This is a genomic window from Rhodococcus sp. NPDC077669 (genome assembly GCF_040686915.1).
Classification (GTDB): Bacteria; Actinomycetota; Actinomycetes; order Mycobacteriales; family Mycobacteriaceae; genus Rhodococcoides; species Rhodococcoides fascians.
The window spans coordinates 1-14,839 of record NZ_JBFBMD010000007.1; the positions used below are offsets into that span (position 1 = coordinate 1).

The window sequence follows — 14,839 nt, forward strand, 5'->3', positions numbered from 1 at the left end:
TACCAAGGACAACTCCACCGCCCCGCAGCCTAGAATCGTGTCTCACATGTATCGAGACACCCGTGTCCCACATGTATCAAGACAGCACACGTAGCAGAGCCCGAGTTTCCACGCACGTGCGGCGCAGCCGCTCGGTCAGCTGTCGAAGCCCAGACCCAACGCGTCCATTCCCTTCAGCCACAATCCCCGCCGTCCCTCGTTGCGGTCTGCACGAGCGAATTGCGCACGAGTGATGTTGATCCCGATCGACTTGAGGGGCTCGGGTGGAAACGGCAACGGCTTGGTACGCACCATCTTCAGGCGGGTTCGTTCGGTGTCGCGCCCGTCGAGCAAATCCAGTGCCGTTCGGGCCCCGAAGTGCGACGCGCCGACGCCGAGGCCGGTGAACCCGGCCACCGAGGCCACCCGTCCGTTCATGCCGAGATCCCAGAAGGCACTGAACCGCGAGCACGTGTCGATCGATCCGCCCCACGCGTGGGTCGCACGGATTCCCTCGAGGGCTGGGAACATCTGCAGCAGATGTTCGGCGAGCAACGCGAACTCTTCTGGATGTTGGGTTCGACGTGGGTCGGTGTCGCTACCGTAGAAGTAGTGCGCGTCCCACCCACCGAACAGGATGCGATCGTCCGCCGTCAACCGGAAATAGTGGAATCGATTGCCGGAGTCGGCCAATCCTTCGCGGCCGGACCAGCCGATTGCGGCGAGCTGCGCAGACGTCAGCGGTTCGGTCATGATCACGTAGTCCCACACCGGGACTATCCAGTGACGGAGCTTGCGGCGTAACGATTTCGATGCCGAGGTGGCCAGCAGAACCTTGGCTGCCTCGATGGTGCCGTAGCCCGTCTTCACCCGAATACCGTTGCCGGACTTGTCGATCGACAAGGCACGAGTGTTCTCGTGGATGCGTACGCCGAGCGACTCCGCCGCGTCGGCCAGGCCCCAGGCCAATTTGGCAGGATCGATCATCGCGACGTCGGGGTCGAACAGGGCACCGCGCGCCATCGGTGAGGTGATTTTGGCTCTCACTGCAGCGGCGTCGAGGTATTCCATCGGTTGCGACAGTCGTCTCCCCTCGTCGCCGAGCTCACGGAGGTCGTCGACCTGCCAGTCGAAATTGGCGATGTCGAGCTCGCCGGTGCGTTCGATGTCGGCGTCGATTCCGTACTTCTTCGCAGTCGCGCAGATCGCGTCGAGCGTCTCGGTTCCCATCCGCAGCAACTCGGGTAGTTCGTCGGCATACCGGTCGAGTCCGTTGCCCAGTCCGTGCGTCAGGCTGGCCGCGCAGAAGCCGCCGTTGCGTCCGGTGGCGCCCTCGGCAATGCGGTCGCCTTCGAGCAACACGATCGATCTGTCGGGGTTCTCCTCTGCCGCCTGCAGAGCCGCCCACAATCCGGTGAACCCGCCGCCGACGATCACCAGATCCGCAGACGTCGAACCGGAGTGCCGCGGTCTGGGCGTCGGTCGTTCCGGTCGGTCGAGCCAGAAGGGCTGCGGCGCTGCTCCGAGAACCATCGCCACGCCGCGATCGGTGGGTTCGGTCGCCCAGGATGCGCTCATCGTCGTAGCTCCTGATCCTGGGGTCCTGCGCTAGCGAAAACGGTGCGATGCCAGGACTTTCGGGCCACACCGGTGATGTCGGTCATCACGTGTTTGACGGTGAGGTACTCGTCGAGCGAGTAGCTCGACATGTCCTTGCCGAACCCCGAGGCTCCGAATCCGCCGTGCGGCATCTCGCTGATGATCGGGATGTGGTCGTTGATCCACACACAACCGGCCGCGATCTCCCGCGACGCTCGGCCCGCGCGGTACACGTCGCGGGTCCACGCCGAGGCCGCCAGTCCGAACGCGGTGTCGTTGGCCCGCCGAATCGCATCGTCGTCGCCGTAGTGCCGCGACACCGTGAGCACCGGTCCGAACACCTCGTCGCGGTAGATCTCGTCCTGCTCACCCACATCGGCGATCAACGTCGGCGGGTAGAAAGCACCCCTACCGTCCGGGACACGGCCTCCGGTGACGATCCTCGCTCCGGTATCGCGAGCCCGATCCACCATGGCGGCAACCCGATCCCGATGCGCGATCGAGATCAGCGATCCCATGTCGGTCGCCGGATCCGTCGGATCTCCCATGACGACGCGTTCCATCACCTCGGCTACTCCGGCGACGAAATCGTCGTACAGCGAGTCCGCGACGATGGCGCGGGTGGCTGCCGTGCAGTCCTGTCCGCCGTTGATCAACGAACCGGCGACGGCACCGTGAATCGCAGCCTCGAGGTCGGCATCGTCGAACACCACGAAGGGGGCCTTGCCGCCGAGTTCGAGCTGCACCCGGGTGCCGTGCACGGCTGCCTGCGACATCACCTGCCTCCCGACGGGAGTGGAACCGGTGAAAGTCATCAGGTCCAGGCCCGCATGCGAGGACAACGCGACTCCGGCCTCCGCTCCGGTTCCGGTGACCACGTTGAACACCCCGTCGGGCAGGCCGGCCTCCGAGGCGAGACGCGCCAGACGCAGCGTGGTCAGAGGCGTGAGTTCACTGGGCTTGAGCACGATGGAACACCCGGCCGCCAACGCCGGGATCGCCTTCCAGACGGCCATCTGCAGCGGATAGTTCCACGGCGTGATCGATCCGACCACGCCGACCGGGTCCCGTCGGATGGCCGAGGTGTGTTCGCCCGAGTACTCGGCCGCCGCCTTGCCGTCCAGATGTCGGGCAGCTCCGGCGAAGAACTCGATGTTGTCGACACTGCCCGGAACGTCGAACTCCGTTGCCAGACGCACGGTTTTACCGGTCTGGGCCACCTCTTCGGTGGCGAATTCGGCGTCGGCCGCCACCGATCGCGCCAAGTCGGCAAGCACCGCGCCGCGCTGGGCCGGCGTTGCGGTGACCCACTGCGGTAGCGCCGAGCGCGCTCGAACGAGAGCCGCTTCGACGTCCTCTGCCGTGGCGAGACCGAACTCGGACACCACGGTTCCGGTCGCCGGGTTCTCGACGCCGCAGCGGTCGCCGCTGCCGTCCACTGCGCGTCCGTCGATCCAACAACCAGGAATGTTCGCCATGACTGCACGATACCGACCGATCCACGGATTCGCCCGGTTTCCGATCCCGCAACAACCGATTCTGTCGTCGACACAGATATTTATTGCGAATTTCATCGCCTATCGCTTGTGTCGGCGGCGGTGTCGGTGACAAGATCGACCGATGCCGGATCAGTCACCCATCGCACTCGACGACGTCTCCAAGGCGATCATCGAACAACTTCAGGAGGACGGGCGACGCTCCTACGCCGCGATCGGCAAAGCCGTCGGGTTGTCGGAAGCTGCCGTGCGGCAACGTGTTCAACGCCTGACGGACTCCGGCGTCATGCAGATCGTCGCCGTCACCGATCCGGTACAGGTCGGATTCAAGCGGCAGGCCATGATCGGCATCAAGTGCACCGGAGACAGTCATGCACTGGCCGAGCAACTCTCGGCGATCGACGCGATCGACTACGTGGTCCTCACGGCAGGCTCCTTCGACATCGTTGTCGAAGTGGTGTGCGAGGACGACGAACAACTACTACGGATTCTCAACAAGCAGATCCGCAGCCTCGACGCGGTCACCAGTACCGAAACCCTGGTCTATCTGAAACTCGTCAAGCAGCAATACAATTGGGGAACACGATGACGCGATCCACATCCGAACTCGACGCCTCCGCGGCCAAGCATCTGTGGGGCCACTTCACCCGTCACGGCGGCGGGGTCACTCCCCCGATCATCACCCGCGGTGAGGGTTCGACCATCTGGGACTCGAACGGCAAGAGCTACATCGACGGACTGTCGGGCCTGTTCGTGGTGCAGGTGGGGCACGGCCGCGAAGAACTGGCCGAGGCCGCGGCCAAGCAGGCCAAGGAATTGGCGTTCTTCCCACTGTGGTCGTACGCCACCGAGCCTGCCATCGAACTCGCCGAACGGCTCGCCGGATACGCCCCTGGGGACCTCAACCGAGTTTTCTTCACCACAGGCGGTGGCGAAGCAGTCGAGAGCGCGTGGAAGCTGGCCAAACAGTATTTCAAGAAGGTCGGCAAACCAGGTAAGCACAAGGTGATCTCGCGTGCCATCGCGTACCACGGCACCCCGCAGGGCGCTCTGGCCATCACCGGTATCCCGGCACTCAAAGAACCGTTCGAACCGTTGACCCCGGGCGCATTCCGGGTGCCGAACACCAATATCTATCGGGCGGCGGCCCCCATGGACACCGATCCCAAGGCGTTCGGAATCTGGGCGGCCGACCGCATCGCCGAGGCCATCGAATTCGAGGGCCCCGACTCGGTGGCCGCCGTGTTCCTCGAACCGGTCCAGAATGCGGGTGGCTGCTTCCCTCCTCCACCCGGATACTTCGAGCGCGTCCGCGAGATCTGCGATCGCTACGACGTCCTGTTGGTCTCGGACGAGGTCATCTGCGCGTTCGGGCGCATCGGATCGATGTTCGCCTGCAACGACTTCGGATACGTGCCCGACATCATCACCTGCGCCAAGGGAATGACCTCGGGCTACTCCCCCATCGGTGCGATGATCGCCTCCGACAAGCTCTTCGAGCCGTTCGACGACGGCACGTCGAGCTTCGCCCACGGCTACACCTTCGGCGGGCACCCCGTCTCCGCAGCCGTCGCCATGGCCAATCTCGACATCTTCGAGCGCGAGGGGCTCAACGCACACGTTGCGGACAACGCACCCGCGTTCCGCTCGACGCTCGAAAAACTGCACGATCTTCCCATCGTCGGCGATGTGCGCGGCGAGGGGTACTTCTACGGCATCGAGTTGGTGAAGGACAAGGCCACGAAGGAAACGTTCAGCGACGCCGAAGCAGAACGCATCCTCCGCGGGTTCCTGTCCACCGCCCTGTTCGACGCCGGGCTGTACTGCCGGGCCGACGACCGCGGCGACCCGGTGGTACAGCTGGCTCCGCCATTGATCTGCGGGCAGAAGGAGTTCGACGAGATGGAACAGATCCTGCGCAGCGTGCTGACCGAGGCGGGCAACCTGATCTGAGCGACGGCGTTACAGCCCGATCCGGTCGATGACGAGGGGGGTCGGCTGCGCGGCGGTGGTGCCGATCTCCCAGCTGCCCTCGAGGGCCTGCTGCGCGTAGTCGAACTTCTCCGGGGTGTCGGTGTACAAGGTGGCCAACCGATCCCCGGCGCGAACCCGATCGCCCGGCTTGGCATGCAGACGCACGCCGGCTGCGCTCTGTACCGGCTCGCCCTGCCGCTCCCGGCCCGCGCCGAGCCGCCACGCCGCGAGGCCGACTCCCATCGCGTCCAAGCCGGTGACGACACCGTCCTGCGTCGCAGTGAATTCCTGGCTCTCACGGGCGACGGGCAGAGCGGCGTCGGGGTCGCCGCCCTGCGCCGCGATCATCGTGCGCCACCGGTCCATGGCGGACCCGTCGGCAAGCTTGTCTGCCGGATCGATGCCCTCGATCCCGGCCGCGGCGAGCATGGTGCGTGCCAGGGTGATCGTGAGTTCCACGATGTCCGCCGGCCCGCCGCCGGCCAGAACCTCCACCGACTCCTGCACTTCGAGCGCGTTGCCCGCGGTGAGGCCGAGCGGTGTGTCCATCGCCGTCAGCACCGCCAGGGTCCGTACGCCCGCATCCGTTCCGAGTTCGACCATCGCCGTTGCCAGTTCGCGTGCATCGTCGACGTTCTTCATGAACGCGCCCGCCCCGACCTTCACGTCGAGCACCAACGCGCCCGTGCCCTCCGCGATCTTCTTGCTCATGATCGAACTGGCGATCAACGGAATCGACTCGACGGTTCCGGTGACGTCGCGCAGGGCGTAGAGCTTCTTGTCGGCCGGAGCCAGGTCTGCGCCTGCCGCGCAGACCACCGCGCCCACGGCCGGGTCGGCAAGAATCCGGTGCATCTCGTCGCCGCTGAGATCAGCTCGCCATCCGGGGATGGACTCGAGCTTGTCCAAGGTGCCCCCGGTATGCCCAAGCCCGCGGCCCGACAGTTGCGGCACCGCCGCTCCGCACGCAGCGACCAAGGGTGCGAGCGGCAGCGTGATCTTGTCTCCGACGCCACCGGTCGAGTGCTTGTCCACGGTAGGGAGCGGCAACGCGGAGAAGTCCATTCGCGTGCCCGACGCGATCATGGCGTTCGTCCACGTACTCAACTCCCGGCGCGACAATCCGCGCAGCAGAATTGCCATCGCCAACGCCGACATCTGTTCCGGCGCGACGCTTCCGCGGGTGAACTCGGCGATCACCCACTCGATCTGCTCGTCGTCGAGAACGCGTCCGTCGCGTTTGGCGCTGATGATCGATACGGCGTCAGGCATGGTTGTTCACGCGTCCTTCGTCGAGGTTGTCGGGGCCGAATGCGTCCGGGAGCAACTCTGCCAGCCGACGCGGCCCGGTGGCGGTATCGACGAGCAGATCCGCGCCGCCGAACTCGTACAGCAACTGCCTGCACCGCCCGCACGGCATGAGGATCTCGCGTCGGGAATCGCAACAGGAAAAGGCAACGAGCCTGCCCCCGCCGGTCGAGTGCAGGTTCGACACCAACCCGCACTCGGCGCACAGGCCCAAACCGTATGAGACATTTTCCACATTGCACCCGGTGACAATGCGATTGTCGTCCACCAGAGCTGCCGCGCCCACCGGAAAATTGGAGTACGGGGCGTATGCGTGCCTCATGGCCCCATGGGCATTGTCGCGCAACGCATTCCAGTCGATTTCGTTCATGGTCACCCATCCAATCACGCTGTCTGAATTGATGCAGAGATCTACCCGAAACCGCCCGATTGAATTGGGAAGGCAAACCTAACACGGGATTTCGGCACCATACGAACCTCGAGTCGAATTAGTTCCGTGTTTCGAATGGGTTTACAGTTTCTATCAAGCGGCTAGTACAACCAGCACTAGGGCCGAATCGCGACAAATCGAGCCAGGTTAAGCCCGGCCACCGGGCTCGACGCGTCCACCAACGACGTTGGAGGCATTGCACTCGATGAGTAGCACGACGGAAGCCGCTCCGGTCAAGGAGCGCAAGCGGTCTCTGTACCGCGGGGACCCGGGAATGTGGTCCTGGGTTCTGCACCGCATCACAGGCGTGTTGACGTTCTTCTTCTTGTTCGTCCACGTTCTCGACACGGCGATGGTTCGGGTCAATCCCGAGACGTACGACGCCATCATCGAAACCTACAAGACCCCGCTCGTCGGACTGATGGAACTCGGCCTCGTCGCGGCAGTGCTGTACCACGCGTTGAACGGCATCCGAGTCATGCTGATCGACTTCTGGGCCAAGGGACCGCAGTACCAGAAGCTGATGCTCTGGGTCATCGCAGTCGTCTGGCTCGTCGTCATGATCCCGGGCGCGGGACGAATCTTCTACAACATGTTCACGGCGGGTGGTCACTGATGTCGACGCAGGGTCCCGAGGCGAAGGTCCTCGGCACGAACTACGACCGTCCGGCCAGCCTGGCCAACCCGCGTTCGCCGCGGCGTCAGAGCAAGGGCAACTTCGAGCTCTACGCGTGGCTGTTCATGCGGTTCTCCGGCCTGGCACTAGTCGTGCTGGTCCTGGGCCACATGTTCATCATGCTGATGCTCGACGACGGCGTGCACCGCATCAACTTCGCCTTCGTCGCCGGCCGTTGGGCCAGCCCGTTCTGGCAGTTCTGGGATCTGACGATGCTGTGGCTGGCACAGCTGCACGGCGGCAACGGTCTGCGCACCATCATCGCCGACTACTCCCGCAAGGACTCGACGCGATTCTGGCTGACGACCTTGCTGGTGCTGTCGATGATCCTCATCATGGGCGTCGGCACCTACGTCATCTTCACCTTCGATCCCAACATCTCGGCGAGCTAAGGACACTGACGCTTACATGCAGGAACATCGTTACGACGTACTGATCGTCGGCGCAGGCGGTGCCGGAATGCGTGCTGCGATCGAAGCCGGACCCCGTGCTCGGACAGCCGTATTGACCAAGCTCTACCCCACCCGCTCCCACACCGGAGCAGCTCAGGGCGGCATGTGTGCCGCCCTGGCCAACGTGGAGGAAGACAACTGGGAATGGCACACGTTCGACACTGTCAAGGGCGGCGACTACCTCGCCGACCAGGACGCGGTGGAGATCATGGCCAAGGAGGCCATCGACGCCGTCCTCGACCTCGAGAAGATGGGTCTTCCGTTCAACCGGACACCCGAAGGAAAGATCGATCAGCGACGCTTCGGCGGCCACACCCGTGACCACGGCAAGGCACCCGTTCGCCGCGCGTGCTACGCAGCCGACCGCACCGGTCACATGATTCTGCAGACGCTGTACCAGAACTGCGTCAAGCACGACGTCGAGTTCTACAACGAGTTCTACGCGCTCGATCTCTGCCTGACCGAGACGGACGACGGGCCGGTTGCCACCGGCATCATCGCCTACGAACTCGCCACCGGCGAACTGCACATCTTCCACGCCAAGTCGATCATCTTCGCGACCGGCGGCTCGGGACGTATCTACAAGACGACCTCCAACGCGCACACTCTGACCGGCGACGGCATGAGCATCGTGTTCCGCAAGGGACTTCCCTTGGAGGACATGGAGTTCCACCAGTTCCATCCGACCGGCCTCGCAGGCCTGGGCATCCTCATCTCCGAGGCCGTCCGCGGCGAAGGCGGCATTCTGCGCAACGAGTCGGGTGAACGCTTCATGGAGCGGTACGCCCCGACCATCAAGGACCTCGCTCCGCGCGACATCGTGGCGCGGTCGATGGTGCTCGAGGTTCTCGAGGGACGCGGCGGTGGTCCCAACAAGGATTACGTCTACATCGACGTCACCCACATTCCCGAGGAAGTTCTCGACGAGAAGCTCCCCGACATCATGGAGTTCTCGCGCACCTACCTCGGTGTCGACCCCGTCAAGGAGCCGGTGCCGGTCTACCCGACCTGTCACTACGTCATGGGCGGTATCCCCACCAAGATTCGCGGTGAGGTGCTGCGCAACAACGAGGACATCGTCCCCGGCCTGTACGCGGCAGGTGAGTGCGCCTGTGTGTCGGTGCACGGCGCAAACCGTCTGGGAACCAACTCGCTGCTCGACATCAACGTCTTCGGTCGTCGTGCGGGCATCGCCGCGGCCGGTTACGCCAACTCGGTGGACTTCACCCCGCTCCCCGAGGAGCCGGCGAAGATGGTGCAGGACTGGCTCGAGCTGATCCTGTCCGACCACGGTCACGAGCGGGTGGCCGACATCCGTTCCGAGATGCAGCAGTCGATGGACAACAACGCGTCGGTCTTCCGCACGCAGGAACGCCTCGAGACGGCGCTGAAGGATGTGCGTGCCCTCAAGGAGCGCTACAACCACATCACCGTCGCGGACAAGGGCAAGCGCTACAACAGCGACCTGCTCGAAGCCATCGAACTCGGCTTCCTGCTCGAGATGGCCGAGGTGACCGTCGTCGGAGCGCTCAATCGCAAGGAATCGCGCGGCGGACACGCTCGCGAGGACTTCCCCGATCGCAACGACGCCGAGTACATGAAGCACACCATGGCCTACAAGGAGGGCGAAGGTTTGCTCACCGAGATCCGCCTGGACTACAAGCCGGTAATCCAGACCCGCTACGAGCCGATGGAGCGGAAGTACTGACATGAGCGCACCCACACTGGACAAGAAGTCCGAACAGAACGATCTGCCTCCCGTGCCCGACGGCGCGGTCATGGTCACGCTCAAGATCGCTCGTTTCAACCCCGAGAGCGGCGACGGCCAGTACTGGGACACCTTCCAGGTCCCCACGCTGCCCACCGACCGTCTGCTCAACCTGCTGCACTACGTCAAGGGCTACCTCGACGGAACTCTGACGTTCCGTCGCTCGTGCGCCCACGGCGTCTGTGGCAGTGACGCGATGCGCATCAACGGCGTCAACCGTCTCGCCTGCAAGGTGCTGATGCGCGACATGCTGCCGAAGGATTCGTCGAAGACCCTCAACATCACCATCGAGCCCATCCGTGGCTTGCCGGTGGAGAAGGATCTCATCGTCAACATGGAGCCCTTCTTCGACGCGTTCCGCGCCGTGAAGCCGTTCCTCATGACGACGGGCAACGAGCCGACCCGCGAGCGCATTCAGTCGGCTGCGGACCGCGCCCGTTTCGACGACACCACCAAGTGCATCCTGTGTGCGTGCTGCACCACCTCGTGCCCGGTGTTCTGGAGCGACGGAAGCTACTTCGGTCCGGCGGCCATCGTCAACGCGCACCGGTTCATCTTCGACAGCCGTGACGAGGGTGCCACCGAGCGTCTGGACATCCTCAACGACGTCGAGGGTGTGTGGCGCTGCCGCACCACGTTCAACTGCACCGACGCATGCCCTCGTGGCATCCAGGTGACCAAGGCCATCCAGGAAGTCAAGCGCGCACTGCTGTTCGCTCGCTGATCTCCACGGCTACGACGAAAGCGCCCCTTCGCAGACGCGAAGGGGCGCTTTCGTCTGTCCGTCACACGAACGCGCTGTAGCCCGTCACGCCGCGACCGACGATGAGATTGTTGATCTGAGCGGTGCCCTCGTACGAGTACAACGCCTCGGCATCGGAGAAGAACCTGATGACCTCGTGCTCGATGAGAATTCCGTTGCCGCCCATGATCTCTCGGGCCCATCCGACCACCTCGCGCAGACGCGTCGTGCAGAACGTTTTCGCGAGCGCCGCATGCTCGTCGTGATGGACGTCGTTGCCCTGCAGTTGTGCGACGCGAACGGCCATCCCGAGGGACGCAGTGATGTTCGCCGTCATCCGCGCGATGAGATCGGCAATGAGCTGGAACGAGGCGATCGGAGACCCGAACTGCTCCCGTTCGCGCGCGTAGGCGACGGCTCGCTCGTACGCGCCCATCATGACGCCGACGGCTTGGAACGCCACCCCTCCGCGGGTCAGCCGCAGCACCTTGGCGGTGTCGGCGAACGAGTTGGCATCGGCCAGCTTGTTGGCCACCGGGACGCGGCAGTTCTCGAGATGGACGTCGGCGTTCTCCACGGCGCGAAGCGAGTACTTCCCCTCGATCTTCTCGGCCCGGAACCCCTCGAATTCCTTCTCGACCACGAAGCCCTTGACCTCGCCGTCGGCCTCGTCCTTGGCGAAGACGATCGTCAGGTCCGCGAAAGTCGCATTACCGATCCATCGCTTGCTTCCGTTGAGAATCCAATGGTCTCCATCGAGGCGAGCCGTGGTCTCCAACCCGCCGGCGACGTCCGATCCGCCGTGCGGTTCGGAGAGTCCGAACGCCCCGATCGTCTCCATCCGCCGCATGCTGGGCAACCAGCGCTGCCGTTGTTCCTCGGAGCCGAGGATGGAGATACTGCTCATGGCCAGCGAACTGTGCACGCTGAACATCGTTCCGGTCGATGGGTCGACCCGCGCGAATTCCATCTCGAGCCAGCCGGTGAGTAGTTTGCGGGAGGCCTTGCGGTCAACAGGAGTGGAGCCTGCGGAACGACCCGGTTCCTTGAAGGCGTATCCCAGACCCGCGATTTCGAGGTCGGCGATGGCCGGCATCAGGTGTACCGGTGAGACGGCCTTCTCCCAGAACTCGTTGGCTCGCGGCGCAACCTGCTCCTGGAGGAACCGGCGGGTACGCAGCACCACGTCGACTTCGGCCTCGTCGAGCAAGCCCTGATACCCGTAGAAATCCGATTCGAGGAAGTCCGGCGACAGTGGCCCGAGGGGCTCGTGCTTGCTCATGGTCGACTCCTTCGTCCGGTGCCGCGCTCGGGCACCACTACTGCTCTTCTACCCGCCGCGCCCCTGTCTCACCCATCGCGGGTCGTCAGCGACCGAGTTCGTGGGTGAGGGTTGCGAGCTCCTGGCCCCCGGCCATTTCGGTCGTGAGCTCGTCGAGCGAGATGTCGTCGTAGGTGCAATCCAATTTCTGGCGGCCGCGGTCGAGCAGGACGAAATGATCGCCCACCAGGTACGCGTGGTGAGGATTGTGGGTGATGAACACGACGCCCAGTCCCTGCTCTTTGGCGGCGGAGATGTAGCGCAGCACCATCCCGGATTGTTTGACTCCCAGCGCCGCGGTGGGCTCGTCGAGAATCAGCACACGGGCTCCGAAGAAGATCGCGCGCGCAATTGCCACGCATTGCCGCTGACCGCCGGACAGCGCCCCGATGGGGGCATCGACGTCGGGCAGATCGATGCCCATCTTGCGCAGCTCTTCGATGGTCGTCGCGCGCATGGCGTTCGTGTCCAGAGTCTTGAAGAATCTGCCCTTCGTGAGCTCCTGGCCGAGAAAGAAGTTGCGCCACACCGGCATCAGCGCGACCACGGCAAGATCCTGGTACACCGTCGCGATACCCAGGTCGAGAGCATCCCTCGGCGAGTCGAACGTCCTCGGTGTGCCGTCGACGAACAGCTCCCCCTCGGACTGCTTGTGCAGGCCCGCCATGATCTTGATCAACGTGGACTTGCCTGCGCCGTTGTCACCGAGAACTCCGGTGACCTCACCGGCACCGACGCGTAGGTCGATTCCGTGCAGCGCAACGATGTTGCCGTAGTTCTTACCGACGTTCTTCAGCTCGATGAGCGGCGCCGACGGCGACTGGACGGGCTGGTCCGAGGAGGTAGTCATGCTCACCTTTTCGCCGCGTAGTTACGGAAGGAGTTGTTGGCGATCACGGCGAAGAGAAGCATCGCGCCGAGAAAGAACTTGAACCAGTCGGGATTCCACCCGGCGTACACGATGCCCTGGTTGGTCATTCCGAAGATGAACGCACCGATGAAGGCTCCGACGGCGGTGCCGTACCCACCCGTGAGCAGACACCCTCCGATGACTGCCGCGATGATGTAGAGGAATTCGTTGCCGACGCCTTGGCCGGACTGCACGGTGTCGAACGCGAACAGCAGGTGCATCCCGACGAACCACGCGCAGAACCCTACGAACACGAACAGGCCGATCTTGACCTTGGTCACCGGAACACCGACGGCCCTGGCCGATTCCTGATCGCCGCCGACAGCGAAGATCCAATTACCGATGCGAGTTCTCATCAGCACCCACGTGGCCACGAGTGTGAACACGACCCACCACACGACGGTGATGCGGATGGAGACCCCGAACAGCGAGAACGACGAGGAGAACACTGCCTTCGCCGAATCGAAGCCCTGCATGTCCGAGATCGACGGGGTCGCAACCTGTCCGGTGACGAGTTTGGTGACGGCCAGATTGATGCCGGTGAGCATCAGGAACGACGCCAGCGTGATCAGGAACGACGGAATTCTCGTCTTCGTCACCAGATACCCGTTGACGAAGCCGACCGCCGATGCCAGGCCCAGCGCCAGCACAGCTCCGGTCCACACGTTGAGATGCAGGTTGTAGGCGAGCATCGAGGCCATGATCGAGGAGAACGTGACCGCGACCCCGGTGGACAGGTCGAACTCGCCGCCGATCATCAGCAGCGCGACACCGATCGCCATGATTCCGATCGTCGACGACGCGTACAGCACGGTCGCCAGTGCTTCGGGAGACCGAAACGGCGGCGCGACGATGCAGAAGAAGACGAAGATGGCGATCGCACCGAACAGGGCACCCATCTCTGGGCGGATCAGCAAGCGCTGCAACGGTTTCTGTTTCTTCACCCGCTCGTCCAGGATCACGGCGTGCGTTCCCGAAGCCGGGTCGGCCTGTGTTGGCATGATGTTCCTTCCGCGTCCGGACGACGCTCAGCGAGTTCCGTTGCGGGCGTACTCGGCGATGGCCTCGATGTTGGTCGAGTCGACGAAGGCCGGGCCGGTGAGCACCGGGGTGCCGCCGCCGATGGTGTTGCCGTTGTTGAGGTACAGCCACAGGGAGTCGATGGCGAGATAACCCTGCAGATAGGGCTGCTGATCGATGGCCCAGGCGACGTCGCCTGACTCGATCGCGTCGACGAGGGCCGCGTTGGTGTCGAACGTGACGACGGTGGCGTCGCTACCGGCATTGGTCTTCGATTGCACCGCGGTCAGTGCGATCGGGGCTGCGAGCGATACCACGTGATCGATGCTCGGGTCCTGCTGGAGCTTCGCGGTGATCGTCGCCTCGACCGACGGCATGTCCTTGCTGTTGACGTTCAGAATTTCGGTGCTGCCCCCGGTGAAGCCCTGTCGAACTCCTGCGCAGCGCGCTTCGAGCGCTACTGCACCCTGCTCCTGGATGATGCACAAGGTCTTTCGCGCACCGTCTTCGGTGAGCCGCGCCCCGGCAGCCCTACCCGCGATGGTTTCGTCCTGACCGAAGTACTGCTGCACCCCCATTGCGCTCCATGCGTCGTAGCCGGAATTGAAGGCGACGACCGGGATGCCCGCTGCGGTTGCCGCCTCGACAGCCGGAGCCATGGCCTCGGGCTTGGCCAGTGTCAGAGCGATGCCGTCCACCTTCGAGTCGATCGCGCTCTGAACGAGATTGGCTTGATTGGGTGCCTCCGGATCGGCCGAGTAGCGGAGCTCGATGTTGTCCTTGGCGGCTGCGGCCTCGGCTCCCTTTCGGATGAGATCCCAGAACGTGTCGCCCGGTACCTCGTGCGTGATCATCGCTACCGTCGCCGCAGGCGTGTTCGCCACTCCCGCATTGCTGCCGTTGTCGGTAGATCGTGGAGCCCCACCGGTGCTCGAACAGGCCGTCAGCGTCAGCACCATCACCAACCCGAGTGCGACACCCGCCCCACCGGCGCGGCGTCGAACCGAGCGGAGCGAGCCGGTACGGGCCGCCTGTCGAAATGTCATCCGGGTTCCTCTCGGGCGACCGAGCTGTCGGTAGTACAGCTCGGCGGATCACTGTCTGTACAACGTAATGCCGATCACAGACGATGGACGTAGTTTGGCAGGGCCTTCGAACCGGCCC

General features: G+C 64.0%; 14 protein-coding genes. 6 read left to right on the forward strand and 8 right to left on the reverse strand.

Annotated elements, in window-relative coordinates; translation table 11 throughout:
• Positions 1-135 precede the first annotated feature (135 nt).
• Both AB0P23_RS10835 and AB0P23_RS10840 read right to left on the reverse strand, forming a co-directional pair.
• Positions 136-1,557, reverse strand: a complete 1,422-nt coding sequence (locus tag AB0P23_RS10835; protein ID WP_032393309.1) for an FAD-dependent oxidoreductase — start codon at positions 1,555-1,557, stop codon at positions 136-138.
• The gene (locus tag AB0P23_RS10840; RefSeq protein ID WP_283542192.1) at positions 1,554-3,056 is read right to left on the reverse strand and encodes a gamma-aminobutyraldehyde dehydrogenase; all 1,503 of its coding nucleotides are present in this window, start codon (positions 3,054-3,056) and stop codon (positions 1,554-1,556) included. The genes AB0P23_RS10835 and AB0P23_RS10840 overlap by 4 nt, the downstream gene beginning before the upstream one ends.
• Before the next feature lie 142 nt (positions 3,057-3,198).
• Between AB0P23_RS10840 and AB0P23_RS10845 the strand changes: the two genes are divergently transcribed.
• The gene (locus AB0P23_RS10845) at positions 3,199-3,663 is read left to right on the forward strand and encodes an Lrp/AsnC family transcriptional regulator (protein ID WP_027496424.1); all 465 of its coding nucleotides are present in this window, start codon (positions 3,199-3,201) and stop codon (positions 3,661-3,663) included.
• Positions 3,660-5,027 (forward strand): aspartate aminotransferase family protein, encoded by a 1,368-nt coding sequence (locus AB0P23_RS10850; RefSeq protein WP_283542193.1) that lies wholly within the window; start codon positions 3,660-3,662, stop codon positions 5,025-5,027. Before AB0P23_RS10845 ends, AB0P23_RS10850 begins: the two co-directional genes overlap by 4 nt.
• A 9-nt stretch (positions 5,028-5,036) precedes the next feature.
• Here AB0P23_RS10850 and AB0P23_RS10855 read toward each other — a convergent pair whose 3' ends face one another.
• On the reverse strand, positions 5,037-6,320 hold the full coding sequence (locus AB0P23_RS10855) for a thymidine phosphorylase (RefSeq protein ID WP_094650073.1): 1,284 nt from the start codon (positions 6,318-6,320) through the stop codon (positions 5,037-5,039).
• Complete coding sequence (locus tag AB0P23_RS10860; protein WP_027496421.1) at positions 6,313-6,726, reverse strand: cytidine deaminase; 414 nt, start codon at positions 6,724-6,726, stop codon at positions 6,313-6,315. The genes AB0P23_RS10855 and AB0P23_RS10860 overlap by 8 nt, the downstream gene beginning before the upstream one ends.
• Positions 6,727-6,991: 265 nt before the next feature.
• On the opposite strand from AB0P23_RS10860, the gene sdhC reads away from it, so the two are divergent.
• From sdhC to AB0P23_RS10880, 4 genes are read left to right on the forward strand one after another with little or no spacing between them, the layout of a single operon-like run.
• Positions 6,992-7,402: a succinate dehydrogenase, cytochrome b556 subunit gene (gene sdhC, locus AB0P23_RS10865; RefSeq protein ID WP_072692119.1), complete on the forward strand. Its 411-nt coding sequence runs from the start codon at positions 6,992-6,994 to the stop codon at positions 7,400-7,402.
• Positions 7,402-7,854: a succinate dehydrogenase hydrophobic membrane anchor subunit gene (locus AB0P23_RS10870; RefSeq protein ID WP_027496419.1), complete on the forward strand. Its 453-nt coding sequence runs from the start codon at positions 7,402-7,404 to the stop codon at positions 7,852-7,854. The genes sdhC and AB0P23_RS10870 overlap by 1 nt, the downstream gene beginning before the upstream one ends.
• A gap of 16 nt (positions 7,855-7,870) precedes the next feature.
• Entirely contained in the window at positions 7,871-9,622 is a 1,752-nt protein-coding gene (sdhA, locus tag AB0P23_RS10875; protein ID WP_363797583.1) for a succinate dehydrogenase flavoprotein subunit, read from the forward strand.
• A 1-nt stretch (position 9,623) separates the two neighbouring features.
• Positions 9,624-10,406 carry a succinate dehydrogenase iron-sulfur subunit gene (locus AB0P23_RS10880; RefSeq protein ID WP_027496417.1) on the forward strand — a complete coding sequence of 261 codons (783 nt, stop codon included), beginning with the start codon at positions 9,624-9,626 and terminating at the stop codon, positions 10,404-10,406.
• Between the two features lie 61 nt (positions 10,407-10,467).
• On the opposite strand, the gene AB0P23_RS10885 is transcribed toward AB0P23_RS10880, so the two are convergent.
• From AB0P23_RS10885 to AB0P23_RS10900, 4 genes are all read right to left on the reverse strand, one after another.
• Positions 10,468-11,706 (reverse strand): acyl-CoA dehydrogenase family protein, encoded by a 1,239-nt coding sequence (locus tag AB0P23_RS10885; protein WP_283542194.1) that lies wholly within the window; start codon positions 11,704-11,706, stop codon positions 10,468-10,470.
• 85 nt (positions 11,707-11,791) lie between these two features.
• A complete protein-coding gene (locus AB0P23_RS10890; protein ID WP_032371015.1) occupies positions 11,792-12,595 on the reverse strand; it encodes an ATP-binding cassette domain-containing protein in 804 nt (267 codons plus the stop codon).
• Between the two features lie 2 nt (positions 12,596-12,597).
• Positions 12,598-13,656 (reverse strand): ABC transporter permease, encoded by a 1,059-nt coding sequence (locus AB0P23_RS10895; RefSeq protein WP_032366677.1) that lies wholly within the window; start codon positions 13,654-13,656, stop codon positions 12,598-12,600.
• 27 nt (positions 13,657-13,683) lie between these two features.
• A complete protein-coding gene (locus AB0P23_RS10900; RefSeq protein ID WP_032400171.1) occupies positions 13,684-14,634 on the reverse strand; it encodes a sugar ABC transporter substrate-binding protein in 951 nt (316 codons plus the stop codon).
• Positions 14,635-14,839: the final 205 nt, after the last annotated feature.

Coding starts and splice junctions, on each gene's coding strand:
- AB0P23_RS10890 (WP_032371015.1), bottom strand. CDS start 12,595: ATGACTACCTCCTCGGACCAGCCCGTCCAGTCGCCGTCGGCGCCGCTC.
- AB0P23_RS10895 (WP_032366677.1), bottom strand. CDS start 13,656: ATGCCAACACAGGCCGACCCGGCTTCGGGAACGCACGCCGTGATCCTG.
- AB0P23_RS10840 (WP_283542192.1), bottom strand. CDS start 3,056: ATGGCGAACATTCCTGGTTGTTGGATCGACGGACGCGCAGTGGACGGC.
- AB0P23_RS10855 (WP_094650073.1), bottom strand. CDS start 6,320: ATGCCTGACGCCGTATCGATCATCAGCGCCAAACGCGACGGACGCGTT.
- AB0P23_RS10900 (WP_032400171.1), bottom strand. CDS start 14,634: ATGGTGCTGACGCTGACGGCCTGTTCGAGCACCGGTGGGGCTCCACGA.
- AB0P23_RS10845 (WP_027496424.1), top strand. CDS start 3,199: ATGCCGGATCAGTCACCCATCGCACTCGACGACGTCTCCAAGGCGATC.
- AB0P23_RS10870 (WP_027496419.1), top strand. CDS start 7,402: ATGTCGACGCAGGGTCCCGAGGCGAAGGTCCTCGGCACGAACTACGAC.
- AB0P23_RS10885 (WP_283542194.1), bottom strand. CDS start 11,706: ATGAGCAAGCACGAGCCCCTCGGGCCACTGTCGCCGGACTTCCTCGAA.
- AB0P23_RS10850 (WP_283542193.1), top strand. CDS start 3,660: ATGACGCGATCCACATCCGAACTCGACGCCTCCGCGGCCAAGCATCTG.
- AB0P23_RS10860 (WP_027496421.1), bottom strand. CDS start 6,726: ATGAACGAAATCGACTGGAATGCGTTGCGCGACAATGCCCATGGGGCC.
- AB0P23_RS10880 (WP_027496417.1), top strand. CDS start 9,624: ATGAGCGCACCCACACTGGACAAGAAGTCCGAACAGAACGATCTGCCT.
- sdhC (WP_072692119.1), top strand. CDS start 6,992: ATGAGTAGCACGACGGAAGCCGCTCCGGTCAAGGAGCGCAAGCGGTCT.
- AB0P23_RS10835 (WP_032393309.1), bottom strand. CDS start 1,557: ATGAGCGCATCCTGGGCGACCGAACCCACCGATCGCGGCGTGGCGATG.
- sdhA (WP_363797583.1), top strand. CDS start 7,871: ATGCAGGAACATCGTTACGACGTACTGATCGTCGGCGCAGGCGGTGCC.